Here is a 23,256-nt window from a genome sequence, read left to right on the forward strand (position 1 = left end):
TATCAATGACAAACAATAAGCAAGAGACATTACAAGATATAAAACAAACAGTACTCGTAAATGCACCGATTCAAAAGGTGTGGGATTATGTATCGACGGCAGAAGGAATTGAAGCTTGGTTTATGCCAAATAATTTTAAATTGGAAAAAGGATATGAGTTCCAAGTGCAATCTCCGTTTGGACCTTCACCTTGTAAAGTAATCGAGATCAATGAACCAAATCGCTTATCTTTTGAATGGGATATTGATGGCTGGGTTGTGACTTTCATTTTAAAAGCATTAGGGGAGAAAACCGAATTTACGCTTATTCACGGTGGATGGAAGTATGCAGATACTATTGTAACGAAAGCACAACAGCCAAGCTCTATTATTCGAGATACCATGGAACAAGGTTGGGTTGGAATTGTTCAGCATAAATTCAAACAAGTGGTTGAAGGCTAAGTATGTCAGCTGAAGAAAAGTATGATGTGTTCCAAGCAATTGCTGATCCAACGCGCAGAGAAGTATTACATTTATTAGCTACAAAGGAACGATCCATTGCAGAAATTACTATGCATTTTGATATGAGTCGTACAGCAATAGCAAAGCATCTTCATGTACTTGCAGATGCGGAGCTTGTACGTGGTACAAAAGTGGGTAGAGAGAAAATCTTTATGCTGCAACCAGAACCATTAACAGAATTGAAGCAATGGCTAGCCTTCTATGAGCAGTTTTGGAATAACAAGTTAACAAAATTGAAGTATGTTGTAGAAAATGAGACTATGACAGATACAGAGTAGTTGTTAAATGTAATAACTATTCAACTGATAGTAACAGTAGCGAAAGGGTGGTAAAAATGACAAAAGTGACGCCATTTTTAATGTTTCAAGGGAATGCTGAGGAAGCCATGAATTATTATGTTTCTTTAATTCCAGATTCAAAAGTTTTACATATTACCCGTTATGGGGCTAATGAAACTGGAACTGAAGGTAGTGTAATGAAAGCTGCATTTTCATTGAAAGGTCAGGAGATTTTGTGCATTGATAGTAATATAAAACATGATTTTACATTTACGCCATCATTTTCTCTTTATATTACTTGTGATTCAGAGAAGGAAATAGATTATTTATACGGCAAGTTATCTGATGGAGGAAGTGAGTTAATGCCATTAGGTAATTATGGCTTTAGCAAAAAGTTCGGTTGGCTTGCTGATCAATTTGGTGTCTCTTGGCAACTTACATTTGAGTGATTTAATAATGAGTTAAAAATTTCTTTAATAGGTATCAAAATTTTCAAAGAAAAAAGGTTTTGCCCCAAGATTGAGGTGGGGCAAAACCTTTTCTTTGTATTAAGCTTGTAAAAGTGCTTTATCTTTTCGACCGTGTAGAAAATAATATAGAACAATTGAAATTAAGATGACTATTACCATTGAAAGAAATAGGTGGCGATAGCCAAATACAGGTACTAGGAAGCCGAGTAAATAAGGGCCTACACCGAGACCAAAATCGTAAAATATAAAATAAGTGGATGTTGCTAATCCTAATCGATGATTCGGTGTAACTTTAATCGCAAGTGCTTGGGCAATGGAATTAAAGTTACCATAGCCTAGACCGATTAATGCTGCAGCTAAAAGCAGAATAATACCTGAGCTTGCTTGACTGAATAATGTCATGCCGATTGCGAAGATAATTAGACTTGGATAGACGATTATGTTGGCACCTTTAGTATCCATTAAGCGTCCAGTAAATGGTCTTGAGAGTAATATAACAATGGCATAAATAAGGAAGAAGTAACTACCTGCAGTGACTAGATTAATAGACTCTGAATAAAATGATAAGAATGACATAACTCCTGAATAACTAAATCCGATGACTAGAGCTACGAATGAGATAGGAACTGCTTTCGTTTCTATAAAGTTTGAAAGTTTAAATCCTGAATTAGAAGCTTTTTCGGTTTGTGAAGATTTAGTCGCTACTTGTTGTGGTACTTTTACTAGTAAGAAAGTAGCTAAGCAGATGAAAGATAACCCTAAATTGATTAAGAAAATCATATAGAAATCTGGGAAGATTTGAGTGAGTAAAATACCAACAAATGGTCCTACTGCCGTTGCCATAATGGCGCTCATACTATAATAACCAATACCCTCACCACGTCGTGTAGGAGGAATTAGTTGGGCAATAATTGTACCTGTTGCAGTACTTGCAATCCCAACAGAGAGCCCATGAAGGAAACGGTTTGCTAGTAAAAGTGGTAGATTAAATGCACCAAAGTACAATGCTGTAGTAGCTGAAAAAGCAATTAGTCCGATTAATAATGTTTTTTTACTACCTACGTCGCCAATGATTCGGCCAGTAACTAGACGACCCATTAAGGTACCAATAATGAAAATACTAGATACTAAACCGGCCATGCTAGTTGAAGCGTTAAATTCTGATTTTGCAAATGATGCAATAGTGACCATCAACATGAAAAAAATTAATGTAATTAAAAAGTTAATTAATGAAACAATGATAAAATCTTTTGTCCATAGTTTTTCTTTAGACATTCGTCATTCGCATCTCCTATTTTAATAGATTATTTCTTACCGTCTCGAGGACTTTACTAACAATGATTTGCTCTTCTACACTTATGCCTTCTAATGCATCAAGCTGAAATTGTTCTATTGTTACTTGTACATCTTTACACACATCGTGCCCAAATGAAGTTAACTGTACTTTTTTTTCACGTTTATCCTTACCTGGTACGGTAGTTACATAATCAAGTTCAATTAATTTTTGAATCATTCTAGTAGTAGTTGGTTTTTCTACATTCAAGGAATTAGAAATTTCAACAAGAGTAAGTGATTTTTCACTAATGAGTAATCGTAGGATAGCCCATTGAGAGCTATAAAGTTGATGGCTCGCCAAATAAACGTTCAATTTATTAATGAAAGGGCGGTACATCATTCGGTATTCATGGAAAAAAGATTGATGTGGTTGCATGTCGAAATATCCTCCATATAGTTAGTTAGGTTAAGTAACTATTAAAATACTAAACCTTTTTTAACCATTTGTCTAGAAAAGGTTAAAAAAAGTACAAAAAAATGCCCAGACTTTTTAAGGCCTAGGCATTTATCTATAGTTTTACACTTTAAACTCTTGAATCATGTCTTGTAATTCTTGAGCATTTGTACTTAAATCTTCAGCAACTGAGTTAACTTGGTTCATCGAAGTAGTTTGTTCTTCAATAGATGAAGAGATTAATTTTATATTATCCGATGAATCTGATGCTCCGCTTGCAATTTCAGTAACAGATGCGGAAACTTGTTCAGCACTAGCGGAAATTTCTTCTGATGTAGCGGAAATTTCCTCTACTTGGACAGTGATTGATTCAATAGCAGAAGATATAGTTTTGAAAGCTACTCCTGCTTCGCCAATAACTAGAACACCATCTTGTACAGAGGTTAGACCTTCACTCACAGCGGAAGCAACGTTTTTAGTGTCAGTTTGAATTTCTTCAGTAAGTGTTACAATTTGAATCGCCGACTTTTTCGACTCTTCTGCAAGTTTACGAACCTCATCTGCTACAACAGCAAAGCCTTTACCATGTTCGCCTGCACGAGCTGCTTCGATTGCTGCATTTAGTGCAAGTAAATTTGTTTGGTCTGTAATATCCGTAATAACATGTGTAATGGCGCTAATCTCTTCAGACTGTTTGCTTAATTTTCCAGTTAGCTCAGCGATTAAATTAGTAGAGTTAGAGATGATTTGCATCTGATTTTGCGCAACATCGATTGTTTCTACACCATCTTTTGCAGTCGTAGTCATATTAACGGTATTTTGATGTAATGTTTGGGTTGCTTCAGCTATACGCTGAACACCAGCTGCTGTTTCATCCATTGCTACAGCACTTTCTTTCGCTGCCGAAGCAGAAATAGAAGCGATATCTGCAGTTTGGTGGATACGTATTGCTACTTCGCTCCCAGCTGCAGTAATTTCCTCAGTACTAGCTGACAATTCCTGTGAAGAAGCAGAGAGATGCTCACTGTTTGTTTGAATATTATGGATGAGGCCTCGCAAATTGACCTTCATATTGTTGAAGACGTTTGCCAATGTACCAATTTCATCTTTAGATTTGTATGTAATATCCGATTGAGATAGATCACCCGTTGCAATAATCTCAGCAGATTGAACTACTGCTTTTAATGGCTTTGTTATCGACTTTCTAACAAAGCTAATGAAAAATACACCTAGAACTAAGCTAACTATTAGAGCAGCTATGGAACTCCATAGAGATTGCTTAAGAAGAGCCTTTAATCCATCGCCGGTAATTTGTAACTTCTCTTTTTGGTACTGAATGATTTTGTTAGATGATTCTAGAAGATCTTTGCTTGCGCTCGTAGCTGTTGTATCAACGATTTGGATTGCAGCGTCTTTATTACCGTTATCAAATTCTTTCAATGCACTTGCTACTGCAATATTAAAATCATCATTAAATTTAGTCGTTTCTTTTAAATAGCCTTTCATTTCCTCGGAACGAGATATTTGAGATAATTCAGCAATTTTATCGCTAACTAAGTTTTGATAAGTATGTAAATTATCAAGTCTTACGTCAATGTCTTGTATGAAATATGAACGCAAAGAAGAGTCTTGCATTGCTAGACCAAATTGGATATCTTTTGTGATTTCTATTTGAACAAAACGGTGATCAATTGCTTCCTCAACTTGTGATTGGATTTTAGAATATTGATAGTAAGATAAAACAATTATTAAAGCTAATAAACCAACAAGATTGAGAAATCCTATATTTAATTTTTTGCCGACGGACATATCCTGGAACCTTCTCCCTTTTTTAGATTTAATATAATAATTACTTTGATGGAAAAACAATGAATAGTCAACAAGTATTAGTCTAAAAGATATAAAGTATAGGGAATTGTAATTAGTTTATTGTCATATTCTTTTATCGTTTTAAAAGTCTTAATTTGAAGTAGTTGCTTTAAAAATTCCTTCTTTCTACGAAAAATGCTACTCTTATTTGTAGGGAATATTCTAAAAATTAACGAGAGTGGGATATAATATGTCTATAGATAATGGGAATCGTGTGTTACCTTTTGAACAAGTTGTGAACTTCAGAGATATGGGGGGATACCCTGCGGCAGATGGTCGCAAAGTGAAGTACGGAGTATTTTACCGCTCGGGCGAGTTACATAAGATGACTACAGCTGACCATGAACTTTTTAAAACTTTAGGAATTAAAACGGTTTTCGATTATCGAGATGATAAAGAGGCAGAAGCGAAGCCTGATCCCCTGTTAGAAAATGTACACAATGAGCGAATTCCTGCTAAAGGTGATGTAGGGTTTAAAATGCCAACTTCTTCTTTGAAGGAAATGGATAATCGAGCGTTTCTACAAACTGTTAATGCAGACGTATTTACGGAGCTCTATGGACATTTACCGTTGGATAATCCATCGTATAAGCGTTTAATGGACATTATCCAGGATCCTGAAAATCTTGGATTATTACATCATTGTGCGGTAGGGAAGGATCGCACAGGTGTGGGTGGAGCACTTATTTTACTTGTCTTAGGTGTAGATGAAGACGTTGTAATGCAGGATTATTTAATAACAAATGATTGTATGAAGCCAGTACAAGATGCGATGATTCCTATGTTATCGCAACATTTAAATTCAGAACAATTACAGCATTTTGGTGATATTATGAGTGCTAAAGAGAGATATTTACAAGCTACTTTTGATGCCATTAAAAAGCGTTATGGAAATTATAGTACATTTTTTGAAAAAGAATTTGGGCTGACAGAGGTAAAAAGGAAGGCAATACAAGAATATTGTTTGGAATAATTTTATAAAGTAAACTTAAAACTCTCTATTACCGGGAAATTAATAAGGTAATAGAGAGTTTTAATATTTTTAGATTTTAAATTTATGAACGGCGCGGTGCAGTGTTTCTGCCATTTGAGCATTTACTTGGTCTACAGATGTAACAATGTTCTCAAAAGCTTCACCTTCATTTTCGAATGTTGTTGCACTGTCTTTTAAGTTGCCATAGCTGATAGCGGTTGATTCAGAGGTGTCTGATGAATCGGTTTGAATTGTTTCAATACGAGTTCTAGATAAATTAATAGTAATTATATTATATATATCTTCTGTGTTTTAAAACTAGTAATAACTGAATAAAGGTTAAAAATATGATAAATGGTATGATATAAATTAATTAACATAATATTAAAATTATAGGAAAGGTTGTAATGTTATGAATATAGCGGCAATGTTCAAGATGACTATTGCGATGGCGTTATTCGGTTCTATCGGTTTTTTTACAGTGAATACAGGAATTCCAGCAGAGGAGCTAGTATTCGTCCGCTGTATTTGTGCGACATTATTTTTAGGAGGAATATGGTTTTTTACTGGCGGTCATAAAACAGAACAGTGGTCACGTAAGGAAATAATCCAGACACTTATTTGTGGTGTGTTTTTAGTATTAAACTGGGTGTTTTTATTTAAAGCATTTCAAGACATGTCTATTTCAGTAGCTATTACGATTTATAATTTAGCGCCTATTTTTGTGTTGATTATGGGGAGTTTATTTTTAAAGGAAAAAATGACAGTTCAAGCGATCTTAGCCGTTATTGTATGTTTCCTTGGTAGTATTTTTATTATCGGATTAGATCAGTTTACATCTTTTAAAGCATTGTTCACTTCAGGGTTTGTCTGGGCCATGTTGTCTGCAATTTGTTACGCATTAACGATGTTTGTAGGAAAGGGCATAACTCACTTAAGTGCCTATGCAATGACGTTTGTACAGACAGCGGTTGGGATTGTCATTTTATTACCGTTTATGGATTATGGGGTATTTGAAGGACTGACAACTTCAAATTGGATGTACATTTTAGGGACGGGGTTAATACATACTGGCTTTGTTTATTATTTATTTTTTGATAGCTTACGCAAGTTGCCGACAATTGTGGTGTCTGCATTAGTTTTTGTTGATCCAGTTGTTGCAATTTTATTGGATATTGCAATTTTAGATTTCCGACCTACTTTGATACAAACTGCTGGAATAGTACTTATTTTCGCAGGTATTATTTATACGCTAGTTAAGCCAAGTAAGAAGATTGCTGAATTGTCACAAGTATAAAAAGAGCTGTCCCAGGTTATATGGGACAGCTCTTTTGAGTCTTAGACTTCTTTTATCATTAATACATGTTCAATACCTGCATCTAGGAAAATATCAGATGCCACGTGATAGCCTAATTTTTCATAGAAACCTTGTGCTTGAACTTGGCCATCCAATTTCACTTTAGAAGCACCTAATTCTTTTGAAGCGATATCCTCTAAAGCTTGAATAATAACTCTGCCTAATCCAAGTTTACGATATTCTTCAAGAATAGCGACACGTTGTATTTTGCCAACACCTTCAACTAAGCGGATACGGCCAGTGCCGACTGCTTGATCTTCATCATCTGTAACAAGAATATGGTGGCATTCTCCGCCAAGATGGTCGAATTGATCGATTTCCTCTTCAGCAGGTACTTTTTGTTCCTCTACAAATACTTTAACTCGAATATCAAATGCTTTTTGCAAGTCTTCTTGTGTTGTGATTTTGTGCGTTTTCATTATAATTCAGCTCCTCTACTTTTCTATTCAGAAATTGGGTTAGTTCTATAAGTTATTTTAACAGGTGCTGTGTTAAGAATCTCTATTAATTGTTCTGCCATGTATGAGGAGGAGTGTTGAAACCCCTCCTTCACCCACTCTATCATCATGCCTAAAATAGCATATGAAGTATAACTGGCAAGTAAATTATTATCTATTTTATTATTAGTGTTAGTATATATATTCGAAAGATCTTCTAGAGCTAGTCTTTTCAACTCTATACAAATTCTATTTTGAAAGCCATATAAAACATTTGATTTAACTATAAGCGTGTAGAAACTTGAGTGTTTTTCAACATGTTCGAAAATTTTCACAGCAGATGAATTGAGTTCTCTAATTACAAATTTTTTTACTTGTTTATACGGTTCACGATAGGAAATAATTAAATCTGCCACAACATCCTCAATAATCTCATTCAATAGCTCTTCTTTGTAATGATAATGTTTATAGAAGGTACCGCGGTTGAGATCTGCAAGTTGTACAATATCAGTAATAGTGATAGCTTTGAAATCCTTATTTTGCATTAAAGAAAGTAAGGATTCTTTTAATGCTATTTTAGATTTAATAATTCGTTTATCAACTATAGAATTTTTTGTAGACATAAACGTGCCTCCGCTGTTCAATATTTTAGATTAATGAACAAATACCTAATCAACTGTTGCTTATTCAACAAAAGTCCTGTGATTTGCTGATTGAATGGCGTATCTAAACCACATTATACTATAAATAGATGAGGTGTATTAAACATCTGTTGATTACTATAATAGTAGGGGGAAGTCTATATGAAACTTCAAGGACAGGTTGCAGTTGTAACAGGAGCTGCTTCAGGGATGGGTAAAGCAATTGCGACTTTATATGCACAAGAGGGAGCAAAGGTAATCGTATCAGATATTAATGCAGAAGCTGCGGATGTAGCGGTTGCGGAAATTAAAGCTAATGGTGGGGAAGCAACAGCAGTAGTGGCAAATGTAGCTAAAGAAGAAGATATTCAGAACTTAATCGATACAACAGTGAGCCTTTATGGAACAGTTGATATTCTTGTAAATAATGCTGGAATAATGGACAATTTCGAAGCAGCAGCTGATATTGAAGATAATCAATGGGAGAGAATTTTTGCTATTAATACAACGAGCGTAATGCGTGCGACACGTAAAGTTTTACCTATTTTCTTAGAAAAGAAAAAGGGAACAATTGTAAATGTCGCGTCGGCAGGTGGCTTAAACGGAACTCGCGCAGGAGCAGCTTATACAGCTTCCAAACATGCAGTTGTTGGTTTCACGAAAAATACGGCGTTCATGTATGCAAATGATGGAATTCGCTGTAATGCGATTGCACCGGGAGCAGTAGAAACAAATATTAATAGTTCAATGACGAACATTAATGAATTTGGTGTTGGACGAGCAATGTCAGGATTAAATATTAACCCACGAGTTGGTCAACCGGATGAAATTGCAAAAGTAGCATTATTCTTAGGATCTGAGGACTCTAGCTTTGTAAATGGAACAGTAATTGTTGCAGATGCAGGTTGGACAGCTTACTAATATATAGAAATAAGACACCGTTTCCTAATAGAAACGGTGTCTTATTTAGTCTTGACCGACAATGGTACTTCTTCTATCAAGTAAGGTAACATCTCTCCACACACCATTTAACTGACCAAAGCGTTCGCGTACGCCAACCTCCCTGAAGCCGAATTTCTGATGTAGATGTATGCTCGAGGCATTCTCAGAGAAAATTTGTGCCTGGATTGTCCAAATACCACTCTTTTCACTTTCTTCGATACATTTTTTTAATAGCTTAGTACCAACGCCCATTCCTTGAGCACGATTACTAATATATATGCTATCCTCTGTCACACCTTTGTGGAATGTATTATTGGAAAAGGGGCTAAGTGCAATCCATCCAACAATTTCTCCATCCACACGTGCGACAAAACGACATTCATTTAAATGTCCAGCGTCCCATTGCTCCCATGTAGGAGGAGTGGTGCGAAATGTTGCATTACCGCCTTCAATCCCTTCAATAAAAATAGCTCTAACTTGGTCCCAATCGGTGGGTTTCATTGCATCAATCATCACTTGTTCTGCCATATGGTTGCCTCATTTATAATAGATTTCAATGCTTGAAAATATTATATTCCATAAAGCGCAGAAAAAGTTTAATTATCTGAAAATATATTAAGAAACGAGTTTTAGTCCGACTGCTGCACTTAGCACCATCGTAATGAAAACAATACGTTTCCAATCTTTTGATTCACCAAAAAAGAAAATCCCAATCAATGCTCCGCCAGATGCGCCGATTCCTGTCCAGATAGCATAGGCAGTGCCCATAGGAATTGTATTCATAGCATACGATAGACAAGAAAAGCTAATTGTAAAGCCAGCGATTAGGCTTAACATAATAGTTGCTTTCTTTTCATACTGCCATTTGTTCATCATTGCTACTCCGAAAACCTCACAAAATCCTGCTACAATTAACGCGATCCAAGCCATTATTCTGCCTCCTCTTTTTTATCATCTGTGACAATCTTCAATCCCATCACACCGATAAGCAATAAAATAATGAGTAAAATTTTCGAGATTTTAAATGGCTCATCGAAAAACAAAATGCCTGTAATGACAGTTCCAGCAGTACCAAGTCCTACAAAAACGGCATATACCGTGCCAACAGGAAGATAACGTCCTGCTACTAGTAATAAATAAAAGGTAAAGACTATGGCAAACGCAGTACCTCCCCAAGTCCAAACATCATATGAGTGTTTTAATCCGATAACCCATAACACTTCAAAAACAGACGCAACAATTACAATTAACCAATGTTTGTTCAACTCATTCATCCTTTCTAATTTTCGATAAAAAAAGCCCAAGAGATACTGAATTATCAGTAGTCTCCCAGGCTTTTATCCTTCCGTGGCATAGCTATATAGCTATGAGATTTCTCTCGGACCAGGCTAGCAATATGCTACGGAACCCTAGAAATCATTGTTGTATCAAGTTAATTAAATTGTAATAAAAAGGGGCGGGAAATTCAAGTGAGAAGGTTATTAATCGAGATAACCGCGTTCACCAAATGGTTCTAATTTAGCAATCCATTGCTCTTCAAGTTTTGCTAATTCTCTCTTCGTATCGAAGAATCCTTCTTCTTTTTTCTTCAACACTTCAAGAATTTCAATTTCAAATGAAGTTTCACCAAATTTGTTCCAATCTGCTTGTAGAGCCTTATTAGTATGGTTATTCATCTTCAGCATAAATTGTACACCATTTAATCTCTTTAAATTATTTGTACTGCCGATATAGATTTTTTTATTTGCTGTGTTAGTAATTTTATAAACACCTGATTGGATAGGGGTTTCTTTATAAAGTTGTTTGAGTTCTTTTTGACGGTCCACTATTAACTACCTGCTTTCTTTATTTTTTAATCCAATATGCACTGCCATCTGCTTTACGATCTAAAAAGCCATATTCGATTAAATAGCGACGAATCATAGCATAGTCGTCATGGATTGGCATGAGAATAGCATTAATTTCTTTTTCTGTATAAGTACTTTCCATCTCAAAGCGATTTGTAATTTCACGTAGGATAATAAGTTTTTGTTTTTCCTTTTTCGGAAAGCGTAACAAAGGTCCATTTGTGCCTTCAGGGAAAAGTTTATTTAAAACTTCATCCTGCTCTTTGTTGGTGATATTATAACGGTCATCAACCATCGTAGCAGTTTTGTGTACAGGTACGAATGTAGGTGCATTCATATCTTTTTCTTTTAATAGCTCCATCATGACTAAAAACGTTTTTGCTTGGCGTTCCTTTTCCTTTAAGGCAAATCGATGATGACGGATTGTAGAGGCACTACCGATTTCTAATTCTTGCTGTACTTCAGCATCAGTTTTCCCTGCATAAAATAGACCTAATAAATTGCTTTGATGCTCAGTGAGGCCGGTCATCTTTTTATTAAGTCCGATTAAATATGCAAAAACAGATTGATGTGTTTCTTTAATATGCATTTGCATATATTTCTCTGCTTCATACAGTACGTCATTTTGAGGATAAATAATTCCCTTTTCTATTTTTTCTCCACAAAGAAGGCAAGTGTAACAATGTGCATCTTCTGAATAGCCCTTTTTTAGTTGATCGATTGATGCATTCCAAAATAGTTCTGAGTTCTCCATATTTAAACACCTTCAATTCTTGATTTTTATTTTTAAACTTTTATATATAATGTTTGTTTATTTATAAACATATTACATAATCGTTTGTTATTTGTCAATGATTAACAATCTGATTATAATGGAGAGAATAGATAAGGATAATTATGTTAAAACGATTCAAAATGCAGATGGAGAAGATGTGGAAGGCGAGAGCTTCTCGTTAATATTTTAGTAATTAGCTTCTAAACTGAAGTGTTGATAAGAAATGAACGATTTAAGTTGAACCATTAAAAAATTGATTTGGGAGTGAAATAATATGCTTTTACATACAAATGTTAGCGGTGAAGGAGAAACTATTGTTTTTTTACATACAGGTTTGCAAACGGGGAAATTAGATTTCGAATATCAACAAGCATTTTTTAATAAGAATTATAAAGTTATATCTCCTGATTTAAGAGGCCATGGGCAATCCACATCGAATGATTTTACTAACTATTTTAATGTATCAGCAAAAGACCTATTAGAAACTTTTGATCACTTAGGGTTAGATCGGGTTCACCTGGTAGGTGCTTCATTGGGCGCAATTGTTGCGACTGTTTTTGCTAAATTATATCCAGAAAGGTTATCCTCATTAATTATTTCGGGCATAACTCCTGAAAAACCAGAAAATTGGTTATCGTTGCACGAACAGGATGTTGCATTTCAATCACAGCTTTTACAGAATGAAGAAACTTTAGCTTACTTTAACTCAATACATACATCTGATTGGCTTCAAATGATTTATTTGGTTCGTGATGTGAATTGGTACCCATTTGAAATAACGAGAGAGTTAGCTTATTTAAATTGCCCCACACTACATTTAGCAGGTGAAGGTCAGATAAATGAAGTGAAGGGTGCAATTAACTATGCACAAAAGAATAAAAATATTCATCCAGCAATCATTCCGTTTGCAGCTCATCTAGTTCATAATGAACAGCCAGAAGTTTATACAATTTTGATGGAACAGTTTTTGACGAAAATAAAAAAGGCGCTAAAATAGCGCCTTTTTTAGCCCTTAATCTGAATCTGATAATCTTCAAACCAAGTATGAATTTGCGCTAAATAGGCGAGAAGCTGAGGACCGGCCATTAATTGCCCAAACCAAGGGACTTTAAATGAAGTGCCACCGGATTCTATGAGGCTATCTAGACGTTTACGGTCAAAGAATTCATGTAGGATTGAGTTTTTATCTTGGAGAATTTCTTTAAGCCATTGTTGGACACCAGCTGTGTAAGCAGGGTGATATGTTTTTGGATATGGATTCTTTTGTCGATAGAGCACTTCTTTTGGCAAAAGCTCTTCCATTGCCTTTCGCAAAAGGCCTTTTTCCATATTACCTGTTGATTTCATTTCCCAGGGAATATTCCACATATATTCAACGAGGCGATGGTCTGCAAACGGAACTCGCACTTCAAGACCCGCACCCATACTCATACGGTCCTTGCGCTCTAATAATGTCGTCATAAACCAAATCATGTTGAGATAGAACAATTCACGTCGTTTTGCGTCTTCTGGTGCTTCTCCGTCAAGTCGAGGTGTTTCGGCAATTGATACTTCATAGGCATTTTGCATATAGTCTGGGATATTAAGCTTTTGCTGCCACTCAGTGCGTAGAACAGATTCTCGTTCATCAATTGATCGAATCCATGGGAAGCTGGAGAAAGACTGTTTAAACCAAGGATAACCTCCAAATATTTCATCTGCACATTCACCTGACAAACCAACAGTGAAGTCTTTTTTAACTACTTTTGCAAACCATAATAATGATGAGTCCACATCAGCCATACCTGGAACATCACGTACATGCACTGCTTCTTTCAAATAATCAATGAGCTCTTGTTGTGTAATTATTTCTGAATGATGTACGGTTTTAAACGTTTCGGTCATTTTTTGAATCCAGAAAGCATCTGTGGAGACTTGAAAATCATTCGATTCAAAAAACTTAGCATTATCTTCGTAATCTATGGAATAGGTATGAAGAGCTTCTTTACCATCTTTTTTATATTTATTTGCTGCTATTGCTGTAATGATACTGGAATCTAATCCTCCTGATAAGAAAGTACATAGGGGAACATCGGAAACGAGTTGTCGCTCCACTGCATCTGTCACAAGGTCACGCACATTGGTCACGGTCTGTTCAAAGGAATCTGTATGCTCTGAACTTTTAACATTCCAGTATCGCCAAATACGAAGACCGCTTTTCGTAAAAGTAAGCGCGTGAGCAGGACGTAATTCATGTATATTGTTGAATATTCCTTTGCCTGGAGTACGAGAAGGTCCCAGACTAAAAACATCAGCGAGTCCATCGTGTTTAATGATTGGTTGAATATCTGGGTGTGCAAGTAGAGCTTTTATTTCAGAGCCAAATAATAAGCCACTGTTTTGTTCTGTATAAAAAAGTGGTTTTACGCCAAGTCGATCTCGCGCAATGAAGAGCTTTTCAGAATTATCATCCCAAATAGCAAAGGCGAAGATTCCATTTAGATGATCGACACATTGTTCCTGCCATTCAATATAGCTTATTAGTAAAACTTCAGTATCTGAGTTAGATGAAAAGTGGTAGCCGCGCTTTTGTAGTTCACGACGCAATTCGTCTGTATTATAGAGTTCTCCATTATAGGCCATTGTGTAGTTAGTGCCGTTTTTTGAGCGGGTCATTGGTTGCTCGCCACCACTTGGATCGATGACGATGAGCCTTTGATGTCCAAATGCTGCATGTGTTTCAGTCCAAATATTTTCTGCATCTGGGCCCCGTTTTTTTAATGTTTTAGTCATGGTATGTAAAACATTTTGATGCAATCGTAAATCCTTTTTGAAATTTACCCATCCTGTGATACCACACATCATTTCACATCCTCTGCTTCTAGTCGTTACATAATGTATGCAAACTGGGCGGAGGATGTGCGTGTGTTATTGTTCTTTTTCTTTCATATGTTCAATATGCTTTGCACCCCACGCTTGCATTGTTGTTAAAATAGGCTGGAGTGTCATCCCATATTCGGTGATTTGATATTCTACTTTTGGAGGTACTTGTGGGTATACCGTACGTGTTAGGATATCTTGTTCTTCTAATTCACGTAGATGCATTGTGAGCATTCGTTGAGTGATATCTGGAATGAGTTTTTTTAATTCATTAAATCTAAGTGCTTCGCCATGTAATAAGTGATCTAAAATAATAGGTTTCCATTTGCCGACAATCATGTTTAGGGCAACGACCATTTGGCATTGACTCGGATTTTTTTGTCCGTTTAACATGTGTAACCTCCCATTAGTATCCTTTTTGATACTATGTTTAATTAATGTGCCTACTTACAATTAGTAACTAGATACATCATAATTGAATTTGGTTAAGAAATATACATTAATTGGAGGATTTAAAGTGACTAAAAAAGATTTTGCAACAGCTGTAGAGGAACGTCGTAGCATATATGTAATTAATAATGAAGCAATCGTATCTGATGAACGTATTCAAGAAATTGTTGAACATGCAGTAAAACATACCCCATCTTCATTTAATTCTCAAACAGCTCGTGCAGTTGTTTTGTTAGGTGAGCAACATTCAAAATTATGGAGTATCACGACTGAAACTTTGCGCCAAGTTGTACCGGCTAATGATTTTTCACCAACTGAAGAAAAAATGAACATGTTCGGTGCAGGTTATGGTACTGTGCTATTTTTTGAAGACCAATCTATTGTAAAAGGCTTGCAAGAGAAATTCCCTTCATATGCTGATAACTTCCCAATTTGGTCTTTACAATCATCAGGTATGGTGCAATATGTAGTATGGACTGCATTAGAACAAGAAGGTTTTGGTGCCTCATTACAACATTACAATCCATTAATTGATGATGAAGTGAAAAGCGAGTGGAATATTCCTTTAGATTGGAAATTACTTGCTGAAATGCCTTTCGGTAAACCGGTTGTTGCAGCTGGGGAAAAACAATTTTCCCCTGTTGAAGACCGAGTGAAAGTCTTTAAATAAATTATAGATTTTAAAGCTGCTCCTAATTACGAATTCGGAGCAGCTTTTTTGTTGTTTATGCGAATCAAGTACTCTATAAAAGTTCTACTCAATTAATTAGAAATTTCCCCTTTGGCGTGATATCTGAAAATCAGTTAATATAGAGTAGTTGTAGTTTAATATGAAAGGAAGTAGATTATGAGTCAAAATCGTAATCAAAATATAGAAGAGATTAGTACAGCTAAATTGATGTGGCAACTTACTCGCCCACATACATTGACAGCGACATTCGTACCAGTCATTCTAGGGACAGTGCTTGCTGTGTTTGATGTAAGAATAGACTTGCTATTATTTGTAGCAATGCTTGTGTGCTGTTTAGCACTACAGATTGCAACAAATTTATTCAATGAATACTATGATTTCAAACGTGGATTAGATACAGCTGATTCTGTAGGGATTGGTGGTGCCCTTGTACGGCACGGTACTAAACCTTCTACAGTACTAGCTTTTGCATTAGCGCTATATGGAGTTGCTGTTGTACTTGGTATTTTTATTTGTATGAATAGTAGTTGGTGGCTAGTAGCGATAGGTGCAGTAGGAATGGCAATCGGTTACTTATATACCGGTGGACCATACCCAATAGCATATACACCGCTTGGGGAACTGTTTGCAGGTCTTAGTATGGGGATTGGATTTGTATTAATTTCATACTTTATACAAGCTGGAACCGTTAGTATGACTAGTTTATTAGTGTCGATTCCACTAGGGATATTAGTTGGAGGCATTAATATGTCGAACAACATACGTGATATTAAGGAAGATACAATTGGTGGGCGTAAAACACTAGCTATTTTACTAGGACGTGAAAAGGCTGTAAATTTACTAGCGTTTTCATTTGTCGTGTCCTATGTATGGATAATTGTACTTGTTATTATTGGTACGGTTAGTCCATGGTTACTTGTTGTATTTATAAGTATTCCGAAACCAATACAGGCAATTAAGGCATTTAAAGAGGGTGTAAATGATCCTGCTAAGCAGGGGATTGCAATGAAATCGACTGCACTGACGAATACATTCTTTGGATTTTTATTGTCGGTAGGACTAGTATTAAGTTACTTATCCTAAATTAAAAACTGTCTAACAATCAATTGAGATTGTGGACAGTTTTTTTATGGGCATATTCAGTGCTTTTGTAATTGATGGGCAAACTTTGTTTCCTTTAGGCGAGCTGCAATAATACAACCAAACAAAGCACCGCTAACGCTTGATACAAGAAAAGCAGGCATAAAGAATAGAACCGTAAATGAAGTGCCCATTAAAATTTTGGCATATGGTACTGCCACCAATGAAGCGAGTATACCAGTACCAACAGCTTCTCCCACGGCCGCTAGCCATACTTTACCGTAATGCTTGTAGAGCATGCCTGCTAAAAAGGCTCCGATCATACTACCAGGAAATGCGAGTAATGAACCAGTGCCGGTTATTAGCCGAATAAGTCCTGCAAAAAATGCAATTAGAACAGCGGGGCCAGGTCCTAGCATTACAGCAGCTAGGACATTTACAGCATGTTGAATAGGATAAGCACGTGCAATACCTGCTGGAAATGATACAAAAACAGATCCTGCAACGGCAATAGTGACAAACATAGCTATTGCCGTTTTGCGTGAAGTCATGTAATTTTCGCCACCTGTTGTAAGACATGTAGTAATTGTCGTGTGGCTACAAATGGTTCTTCATGTGTTGCGATAGCAGAGATGAGCGAAACACCATCTGCTCCTGCTTTGATAACTGTTTGACAATTATCAATTGTGATACCACCAATACCAACAATAGGTAAGGAAGGATAAGTAACAGCCGTTTGTTCAATTAAAGTTGTACCAGCAGGGTAATTAGCATCTGGCTTGGAGGTAGTAGCGAAAACTGGTCCAATACCAACATAATCAGCACCTGCATTTATTGCAGCAGTCACCTCTGTTAATGAATGAGTGGAAACACCTAGAATTTTATTTAGACCAATCTTTTCTCGTACTGCATTAGCACTAGTGTCATCTTGGCCGACGTGCACACCATCTGCATCTAGAGCGATTGCTAAGTTTACATCGTCATTGACAATGAAAGGTATATGATATTTTTTACAAAGGGCTTGGCATGCTTTAGCAAAATTTAATTTATCTTCCCCGGTGAGTGCATTTTCTCCCTTTTCTCTGAATTGAAAGAGGGTAATGCCGCCACGAAGAGCTTCTTCTAAAACAACGAGCGGGTCGTGTTCTTCGACATTTTGACTCCCCATAATGAAATATAATTGAAGTTGTTCTCTATTCAATGATCATAACTTCCTTTCGAGACTTTTCTGAAATTTTACGATAGGCCCAATGATTTGTCGGGCCATGACCAGTGCCCAATTGTAGTCCATTCGCTATAGCGGCCTGTATAAAATATTTCGCATCGATTACTGCATCTGAAGCGGTGAAACCTTGTGCCAAACGAGCTGCAATAGCGGCTGAGAATGTACAGCCTGTACCGTGTGTATCTTTCGTGTCGATTCTTTCAGAACGCATAATGAATCGTTCACCTTTTGCTGATAAAAATAAATCCTCCGCATAATCTTTTGTATCGCGGTGCCCACCTTTTAAGACAACGGCTTTAGCACCCATTGTAATTAGCTGGTTTGCAGCATTCTCTACATCACTATCTGATCTAATTGTTAAACCTGTGAGTACTTCAGCTTCAGGAATATTAGGTGTAATAATGGTTGCGAGTGGTAGTAGCTCATTTTTCATCGAGTGAACAGCTTCATTTAATAGAAGTGATGCCCCGCCTTTTGCAATCATGACTGGATCAATGACGAGCATTGGAAGGTCATAACTTTTTAATGTTTTAGCTACTCCGTGGATGATTTCTGCTGAAAAAAGCATCCCAGTTTTAATAGCTCCTACTTTAAAGTCATCAAGGACAGCTTTGATTTGGCTGACTACATTGTTAACTTCTAAGGCATAAACGTCGTGAACACCTAGTGTATTTTGTGAAGTCACTGCTGTGATTGCAGACGTACCAAATGCACCAAGCTCTTGAAATGTTTTTAAATCGGCTTGGATACCTGCACCACCACCACTATCGGAACCTGCGATTGTCATAGCAACACTTGTCATATTTGAATATCCTCTTTTTCTACAATTTTAATATTGTCACGTAAATCTTCTGAAGTAAGAGAATATAAACTGTTAATCATTTCAACTGCAAATGTGCCCGGAGCATTGGCTGTTTTTGCAGCCCTTTCTCCAACTTGTTTGTAAAATGAGAGAGCATTAGCTGTTGCTTGCAAATGATGGCCTTCAGAAACAGCAAGAAATGCACCCGTCACCGCGCTAAGCAAGCACCCGGAGCCTGTAATTAGTGGCATTAAGTCATGCCCACCATCTATTTGAATTATCGTTTGGCCATCGGTTACGGAATCCTCAACACCAGTGACTGCAACAATACAGTTAAGCCGTTTAGCAACTTGTTTAGCAGTCAGTTGTACATCTATTTGACCTTCACCAGCATCAGCTCCCCTTGATTGCCATTCGATATTACCGAGTGTAGCAAGTTCACCTACATTACAGCGGATAGCCGTCACCTGGACTTCCTTTAAAATGGTTGTCACGGAGTTCCTACGAAACTCACTAGCACCTACGCCAACTGGGTCAAGAACAACGGGAATACCTTTTTTGTTGGCACTTTTACCGGCCTCAATGATGGATAAAACAGTTCCTTGATCAAGAGTACCGATGTTAAGAACTGTACAGTCTGCTAGAGCAGCCATGTCAGCTACTTCCTCGATTCCCTCTGCCATCATAGGGGAAGCACCTAGAGCGAGAAGACCATTAGCTTGGAAATTGGCAACAACGATATTGGCAATATTGTGGACTAGCGGTTTTTTGACACGTAACTTTTCAAGAAAATGTTGTTGACCCATTATTTAGTCAACTCCTTTTCGTAATACCCAATTGTCCATTGTTCTTTCGTCCATGCCATTTCCCAGAAATGCCATTCATAATAACTACTTTTACGGAAATGTTCTTTTAGTTGTTGAATACGTGCAGGAGGTAAGTCTTCGGCAAGTTCATTCATGCGATTAATTTGTTCTTCTACTAATTCTCCGAACCACTCAGAACCATATGTTTGAATCCATTTATCATAAATAGGGTGATTAGGTTTTGAATCTTTTAGGCGTTCACCGATTTCATAGTAAAGCCAGTAGCAAGGAAGTATTGCAGCAAGAGTATCTGCTAAATCACCATTGTTTGCAGAACGATACATATGAGATACATATTCATATGCTGTCGGTGCAGGCTCAAATGCCGTAAGCTCTTCATCTGTAATTTCTAACATAGTAAAAAATTGCTCATGAAGTGACAACTCAGCGATACATGTAGATTCAGCATGTTTGGCAAAACGTTGTGTAGTATGTAAATCATTTGCCTTTACTGCTCCTAGTGCTTGCACCTTTGCAAAGTGGGTTAAATAATAAGCATCTTGTTGTACGTAATATTGAAAAATATCGAGTGGCAAAGTACCTGCTGCTAATGATTTTACAAACGGATGTTGAAAGCTACCTTCCCATAAATCATTACATTCTTGTCTTACTTCTTCACAAAATGTCATCTTTATGCACCCCAAATTCTTTTGTTTTTGAAAACAAAAAGCCGCCCCTGATCTGTGTCAGTAGGCGGCGAGCAATCATTTTCAATAAAACAAAATAGACTGATAGCGCCACTTCCCTCCGCTGGTATGAGCCAGATCAGGTTCTAAGGGTCCGCAGCATTCTGCGTCTCAGCCAATTAAATGACTCCCCTAGTGGTTAAAAAGCGATTTAGTTTTCAACATCAATATAACATAATTATTGGAATTAGCAAGGTGCAATTAAGCAAAGTAAATAGATTGTAATAAATGGTATTAGGTCATAGAAATGAGCCGAATTCTATGTTAAGATACAAATTGTCTGAATTTTATAGTGGGAAGCAAGGTGTTTAGATGGGGGCAACAGCAACTGTGAAAGAGCCTGAAGTGAAATTAAATTTATTTCATTTAACTTGGCCGATTTTTTTAGAAGTATTTTTATTTATGTTAATGGGGCTTGCTGATACATTTATGCTGAGTGCATTGTCTGATGATGCAGTATCAGGAGTAGGAGCGGCCAATCAATATATTCATATAGCAATATTAATTTTAGAAGTAATAGGAAACGGAGCATCGATTGTTGTTGCTCAATATTTAGGGTCTAAGCGTTATTTGGAAGCAGCTAAAATTTCAGCACTAGCCGTTTCCTTGAATTTAGTTATTGGGTTAATAATGAGTGTCGCTTTCGTGATTTTCTCGAAAAATATTATGATTGCAATGAATTTACAAGGTGATGTTCTTGAGTACGCTAGTAAATATTTATTCATTGTTGGGGGAGCTATTTTCCTACAAGCAATCATCAACTCGTTAGCAGCGATTATTCGTGTGCATGGTTGGACTAAACAGACGATGTATGTATCACTTGGAATGAATATTTTTCACGTAATAGGAAACTATGTTTTGATTTTCGGTAAATTTGGCTTCCCTGAATTAGGAGTACAAGGTGCGGCAATTTCATCGGTCGTCAGCCGTGTTTTAGCTCTACTAGTATTCTTTTGGCTATTGTATCAAGCGCTAGAGGTACGTATTAAATTGCAATACTACGTGTCGTTATCAAAAGAATACATCGGTAAGATTTTACAAATTGGGCTACCATCTGCATTTGAGCAGGTGATGTACCAAGGCTGCCAAATTGTCTTCTTATACTATGTAACGTATTTAGGTGCAGAATCACTAGCAGCTCGGCAATATGCTTATAATATTTCAATGTTCACCTATTTATTTGCCATAGCAATTGGTACAGGAACTGCTATTATGGTTGGCCGATATGTTGGAGCTAATGAAAAGGATGCAGCGTATAAACAGTTATGGGTTAGCATAAGATGGGCGATTATATTCACATTAGTGATGGTCACAGTGGTCGTTATTTTCCGCTATCCATTGATGCGTCTATTTACTGATAATCCAGAGGTTATAAAAATTGGTGCGGCAGTGTTAGTGTGTAGTATTTTGTTAGAAACAGGACGTACATTTAATATTACGATTATTAATTCATTGCGTGCTTCAGGTGATGCCAAATATCCGTTAATCATTGGATTTTTCTCGATGGTTTGTATGAGCTTACCACTAGGTTATTTACTTGTATTCCAATTAGACATGGGTTTAATAGGTGTGTGGTTGGCAATTGCAGCAGATGAATGGTTCCGAGCTATTCTTGTTTTCTTTAGATGGAAAAGTCGCCGCTGGGAAAGATATGCTCTCGTTGCACCTGATAAAACGAAATAAATTGATTAGATGCGAATTTTGTAAGAAATATATTAGTATTTCTTGATATTTTAATCGCTGATGGCATAAGTCATCAGTGATTTTTTTTATTGTAAAAAGATTACTTACTGTTCGTAATAATTCCTATTATCAAGATGTTTATGCACGCCTCTTGATATTTTATCCTTAGCCAATCAACACTTTGTTTTGTATACTTGGTAAAGAAGATTAATGAACGAGGTGTTTGGCATGGCATTGCCGAGAAAAGTAGCGAGTGCTAATTATATGAGAGAGAATCAAGAGCTGTTCGCTTGTCCAATTTGTGGGGGTGAGATGACGGTGACGGATGATTGTAGTGTTGTTTGTGATAATAGACATTCTTTCGATATTGCAAAACAAGGCTATGTAAATTTCATGACACATGCTGCGACTTCAATGTATGGCAAAGATTTATTTGAAGCGCGTAAGCAGGTTATTGAAAGTGGATTGTATGCACCGATGCATACAGAGGTTTGTGATTTACTGAAGCAGATGAATACTAATGTTGCCGTATTAGATACAGGTTGCGGAGAAGGATCACATTTAGCAAGTATTAAAAATAAATTCGAGGAGCAATCTGATAACAGCTTTGTTGGAGTAGGTATTGATATCGCAAAAGAAGGAATTATTGCAGCAGGACGGAATTATAATGACATGATTTGGTGTGTCGGCGACCTAGCAAAAAGTCCGTATCAACAAGTGAGTTTTAATGCAATATTAAATATTTTATCACCTGCAAATTACACTGAGTTTAAACGACTTTTGAAGCCGAATGGGTTGGTTATTAAAGTTGTACCACAAAGTGGATATTTACAGCAATTACGTGCTTTATTCTTTGCAGATTCTGAAAAGGAATCTTATTCAAATGAACTTACTGTAGAGCGGTTCAAGGAGAATTTCCAAGAGGTTGAAGTAAAGCGTATTACACAAACAATAGCAATAAATCAGGAGTTGGTGCCTTTATTAATGCATATGACACCAATGGGCTGGCATCAAAAAAGTGATGATGTAACCACAAATTTAACTGAAATTACGATTGATTTAGATATATTAATTGGGAAAATGTAAAACCGTCCTC

At 36.6% G+C, this 23,256-nt stretch carries 28 protein-coding genes and 2 riboswitches; of the genes, 11 read left to right on the forward strand and 17 right to left on the reverse strand.

Going from position 1 to position 23,256, the window contains the following annotated elements:
- Positions 1 to 5 precede the first annotated feature (5 nt).
- The 3 genes from MHH85_RS21055 to MHH85_RS21065 are packed head-to-tail and all read left to right on the forward strand — an operon-like array spanning position 6 to position 1,227.
- Positions 6 to 440 (forward strand): SRPBCC family protein, encoded by a 435-nt coding sequence (locus tag MHH85_RS21055; RefSeq protein WP_193737772.1) that lies wholly within the window; start codon positions 6 to 8, stop codon positions 438 to 440.
- A 2-nt stretch (positions 441 to 442) separates the two neighbouring features.
- On the forward strand, positions 443 to 778 hold the full coding sequence (locus tag MHH85_RS21060; protein WP_193737771.1) for an ArsR/SmtB family transcription factor: 336 nt from the start codon (positions 443 to 445) through the stop codon (positions 776 to 778).
- 56 nt (positions 779 to 834) lie between these two features.
- Positions 835 to 1,227, forward strand: coding sequence for a VOC family protein (locus MHH85_RS21065; RefSeq protein ID WP_340708398.1), 393 nt, complete (start codon positions 835 to 837; stop codon positions 1,225 to 1,227).
- A gap of 99 nt (positions 1,228 to 1,326) precedes the next feature.
- On the opposite strand, the gene MHH85_RS21070 is transcribed toward MHH85_RS21065, so the two are convergent.
- The 3 genes from MHH85_RS21070 to MHH85_RS21080 form a co-directional block, all read right to left on the reverse strand.
- Positions 1,327 to 2,523, reverse strand: coding sequence for an MFS transporter (locus MHH85_RS21070; RefSeq protein WP_340708399.1), 1,197 nt, complete (start codon positions 2,521 to 2,523; stop codon positions 1,327 to 1,329).
- Between the two features lie 16 nt (positions 2,524 to 2,539).
- Positions 2,540 to 2,959 (reverse strand): MarR family winged helix-turn-helix transcriptional regulator, encoded by a 420-nt coding sequence (locus MHH85_RS21075; protein WP_227751951.1) that lies wholly within the window; start codon positions 2,957 to 2,959, stop codon positions 2,540 to 2,542.
- A gap of 141 nt (positions 2,960 to 3,100) precedes the next feature.
- Positions 3,101 to 4,786: a methyl-accepting chemotaxis protein gene (locus MHH85_RS21080; RefSeq protein ID WP_340708400.1), complete on the reverse strand. Its 1,686-nt coding sequence runs from the start codon at positions 4,784 to 4,786 to the stop codon at positions 3,101 to 3,103.
- Positions 4,787 to 5,036: 250 nt separating this feature from the next.
- Here MHH85_RS21080 and MHH85_RS21085 point away from each other — a divergent pair, with 250 nt between their 5' ends.
- Together MHH85_RS21085 and MHH85_RS21090 are read left to right on the forward strand one after the other, a co-directional pair.
- Complete coding sequence (locus MHH85_RS21085) at positions 5,037 to 5,819, forward strand: tyrosine-protein phosphatase (RefSeq protein WP_340708401.1); 783 nt, start codon at positions 5,037 to 5,039, stop codon at positions 5,817 to 5,819.
- A gap of 412 nt (positions 5,820 to 6,231) precedes the next feature.
- A complete protein-coding gene (locus MHH85_RS21090) occupies positions 6,232 to 7,116 on the forward strand; it encodes a DMT family transporter (protein WP_340708402.1) in 885 nt (294 codons plus the stop codon).
- 41 nt (positions 7,117 to 7,157) lie between these two features.
- On the opposite strand, the gene MHH85_RS21095 is transcribed toward MHH85_RS21090, so the two are convergent.
- The gene (locus MHH85_RS21095; RefSeq protein ID WP_193737763.1) at positions 7,158 to 7,595 is read right to left on the reverse strand and encodes a GNAT family N-acetyltransferase; all 438 of its coding nucleotides are present in this window, start codon (positions 7,593 to 7,595) and stop codon (positions 7,158 to 7,160) included.
- Between the two features lie 23 nt (positions 7,596 to 7,618).
- The gene (locus tag MHH85_RS21100) at positions 7,619 to 8,236 is read right to left on the reverse strand and encodes a TetR/AcrR family transcriptional regulator (protein ID WP_193737762.1); all 618 of its coding nucleotides are present in this window, start codon (positions 8,234 to 8,236) and stop codon (positions 7,619 to 7,621) included.
- A gap of 180 nt (positions 8,237 to 8,416) precedes the next feature.
- Between MHH85_RS21100 and MHH85_RS21105 the strand changes: the two genes are divergently transcribed.
- On the forward strand, positions 8,417 to 9,175 hold the full coding sequence (locus MHH85_RS21105; RefSeq protein ID WP_053419073.1) for an SDR family oxidoreductase: 759 nt from the start codon (positions 8,417 to 8,419) through the stop codon (positions 9,173 to 9,175).
- Between the two features lie 45 nt (positions 9,176 to 9,220).
- Here the strand turns inward: MHH85_RS21105 and MHH85_RS21110 are convergent, their stop codons facing one another.
- The 5 genes from MHH85_RS21110 to MHH85_RS21130 form a co-directional block, all read right to left on the reverse strand.
- Complete coding sequence (locus tag MHH85_RS21110; protein WP_340708403.1) at positions 9,221 to 9,724, reverse strand: GNAT family N-acetyltransferase; 504 nt, start codon at positions 9,722 to 9,724, stop codon at positions 9,221 to 9,223.
- Between the two features lie 87 nt (positions 9,725 to 9,811).
- Positions 9,812 to 10,126, reverse strand: a complete 315-nt coding sequence (locus tag MHH85_RS21115) for a DMT family transporter (protein WP_053419075.1) — start codon at positions 10,124 to 10,126, stop codon at positions 9,812 to 9,814.
- Positions 10,126 to 10,461 (reverse strand): DMT family transporter, encoded by a 336-nt coding sequence (locus tag MHH85_RS21120; protein ID WP_053419076.1) that lies wholly within the window; start codon positions 10,459 to 10,461, stop codon positions 10,126 to 10,128. Before MHH85_RS21120 ends, MHH85_RS21115 begins: the two co-directional genes overlap by 1 nt.
- A 59-nt stretch (positions 10,462 to 10,520) precedes the next feature.
- Positions 10,521 to 10,620: riboswitch (guanidine-I (ykkC/yxkD leader) on the reverse strand.
- A gap of 57 nt (positions 10,621 to 10,677) precedes the next feature.
- Positions 10,678 to 11,022 carry a GIY-YIG nuclease family protein gene (locus MHH85_RS21125; RefSeq protein WP_340708404.1) on the reverse strand — a complete coding sequence of 115 codons (345 nt, stop codon included), beginning with the start codon at positions 11,020 to 11,022 and terminating at the stop codon, positions 10,678 to 10,680.
- Positions 11,023 to 11,041: 19 nt separating this feature from the next.
- Positions 11,042 to 11,797 carry a DUF2087 domain-containing protein gene (locus MHH85_RS21130; RefSeq protein ID WP_340708405.1) on the reverse strand — a complete coding sequence of 252 codons (756 nt, stop codon included), beginning with the start codon at positions 11,795 to 11,797 and terminating at the stop codon, positions 11,042 to 11,044.
- A 295-nt stretch (positions 11,798 to 12,092) separates the two neighbouring features.
- Between MHH85_RS21130 and MHH85_RS21135 the strand changes: the two genes are divergently transcribed.
- Positions 12,093 to 12,815 carry an alpha/beta fold hydrolase gene (locus MHH85_RS21135; RefSeq protein WP_193737760.1) on the forward strand — a complete coding sequence of 241 codons (723 nt, stop codon included), beginning with the start codon at positions 12,093 to 12,095 and terminating at the stop codon, positions 12,813 to 12,815.
- 8 nt (positions 12,816 to 12,823) lie between these two features.
- Here MHH85_RS21135 and asnB read toward each other — a convergent pair whose 3' ends face one another.
- Positions 12,824 to 14,659, reverse strand: a complete 1,836-nt coding sequence (gene asnB, locus MHH85_RS21140) for an asparagine synthase (glutamine-hydrolyzing) (RefSeq protein WP_340708538.1) — start codon at positions 14,657 to 14,659, stop codon at positions 12,824 to 12,826.
- 66 nt (positions 14,660 to 14,725) lie between these two features.
- Entirely contained in the window at positions 14,726 to 15,070 is a 345-nt protein-coding gene (locus MHH85_RS21145) for a winged helix-turn-helix transcriptional regulator (RefSeq protein WP_340708406.1), read from the reverse strand.
- 124 nt (positions 15,071 to 15,194) lie between these two features.
- Between MHH85_RS21145 and MHH85_RS21150 the strand changes: the two genes are divergently transcribed.
- Together MHH85_RS21150 and MHH85_RS21155 are read left to right on the forward strand one after the other, a co-directional pair.
- On the forward strand, positions 15,195 to 15,797 hold the full coding sequence (locus MHH85_RS21150; protein ID WP_193737759.1) for a nitroreductase family protein: 603 nt from the start codon (positions 15,195 to 15,197) through the stop codon (positions 15,795 to 15,797).
- A 177-nt stretch (positions 15,798 to 15,974) separates the two neighbouring features.
- A complete protein-coding gene (locus tag MHH85_RS21155) occupies positions 15,975 to 16,901 on the forward strand; it encodes a 1,4-dihydroxy-2-naphthoate polyprenyltransferase (RefSeq protein ID WP_340708407.1) in 927 nt (308 codons plus the stop codon).
- Between the two features lie 56 nt (positions 16,902 to 16,957).
- Here the strand turns inward: MHH85_RS21155 and thiW are convergent, their stop codons facing one another.
- From thiW to tenA, 5 genes are read right to left on the reverse strand one after another with little or no spacing between them, the layout of a single operon-like run.
- Positions 16,958 to 17,449 (reverse strand): energy coupling factor transporter S component ThiW, encoded by a 492-nt coding sequence (gene thiW, locus MHH85_RS21160; protein ID WP_340708408.1) that lies wholly within the window; start codon positions 17,447 to 17,449, stop codon positions 16,958 to 16,960.
- The gene (gene thiE, locus MHH85_RS21165) at positions 17,446 to 18,099 is read right to left on the reverse strand and encodes a thiamine phosphate synthase (RefSeq protein ID WP_340708409.1); all 654 of its coding nucleotides are present in this window, start codon (positions 18,097 to 18,099) and stop codon (positions 17,446 to 17,448) included. Before thiE ends, thiW begins: the two co-directional genes overlap by 4 nt.
- Complete coding sequence (gene thiD / locus MHH85_RS21170) at positions 18,092 to 18,925, reverse strand: bifunctional hydroxymethylpyrimidine kinase/phosphomethylpyrimidine kinase (protein WP_340708410.1); 834 nt, start codon at positions 18,923 to 18,925, stop codon at positions 18,092 to 18,094. The genes thiE and thiD overlap by 8 nt, the downstream gene beginning before the upstream one ends.
- On the reverse strand, positions 18,922 to 19,731 hold the full coding sequence (thiM, locus tag MHH85_RS21175) for a hydroxyethylthiazole kinase (RefSeq protein WP_340708411.1): 810 nt from the start codon (positions 19,729 to 19,731) through the stop codon (positions 18,922 to 18,924). Before thiM ends, thiD begins: the two co-directional genes overlap by 4 nt.
- Positions 19,731 to 20,420, reverse strand: coding sequence for a thiaminase II (gene tenA / locus MHH85_RS21180; protein ID WP_340708412.1), 690 nt, complete (start codon positions 20,418 to 20,420; stop codon positions 19,731 to 19,733). The genes thiM and tenA overlap by 1 nt, the downstream gene beginning before the upstream one ends.
- Before the next feature lie 96 nt (positions 20,421 to 20,516).
- Positions 20,517 to 20,621, reverse strand: a riboswitch (TPP riboswitch).
- A 168-nt stretch (positions 20,622 to 20,789) separates the two neighbouring features.
- Here tenA and MHH85_RS21185 point away from each other — a divergent pair.
- Positions 20,790 to 22,160, forward strand: a complete 1,371-nt coding sequence (locus MHH85_RS21185; protein ID WP_340708413.1) for an MATE family efflux transporter — start codon at positions 20,790 to 20,792, stop codon at positions 22,158 to 22,160.
- A gap of 228 nt (positions 22,161 to 22,388) precedes the next feature.
- Entirely contained in the window at positions 22,389 to 23,246 is an 858-nt protein-coding gene (locus tag MHH85_RS21190; RefSeq protein ID WP_340708414.1) for a putative RNA methyltransferase, read from the forward strand.
- The last annotated feature ends 10 nt before the right edge of the window (positions 23,247 to 23,256 follow it).

The sequence above is a fragment of the Viridibacillus sp. FSL E2-0187 genome (assembly GCF_038006425.1).
GTDB classification, from domain to species: domain Bacteria; phylum Bacillota; class Bacilli; order Bacillales_A; family Planococcaceae; genus Viridibacillus; species Viridibacillus arvi.